The 260-nt window shown below is 71.2% G+C and carries 1 protein-coding gene; it reads left to right on the top strand.

Features of this window, described 5'->3' with window-relative positions:
- On the top strand, positions 1–260 hold a 260-nt coding region (locus tag AA75_RS03695; protein WP_033818260.1), incomplete at both ends, for a VOC family protein.

The raw sequence follows: 260 nt of genomic DNA, 5'->3' as shown, positions 1-260 counted from the left end.
GACGTGCTGGAGTATCCGTACGTCGACGCGGGCGGCGGCTGGCTGATCTTCAAGCTCCCGCCGACCGAGGTCGCCGTCCATCCGACGGACGGCCCTCAGTCGCACGAGCTCTACCTGATGTGCGACGACGTGGATGCGACCGTGGCGGACCTGGCTGCCAGGGGAGTGGAGTTCACCCGGCCCGTCACCGATCTGCGCTGGGGACGGCTGACCGGCTTCCGCCTGCCGGGAGGCGGCGCGGTGGGCCTGTACGAGCCCCG

This window comes from Kitasatospora sp. MBT63 (genome assembly GCF_000710465.2).
Lineage (GTDB): Bacteria > Actinomycetota > Actinomycetes > Streptomycetales > Streptomycetaceae > Kitasatospora.
Note: the sequence above shows the minus strand (reverse complement) of the source record. Positions and strands in the feature narration are given on the sequence as shown.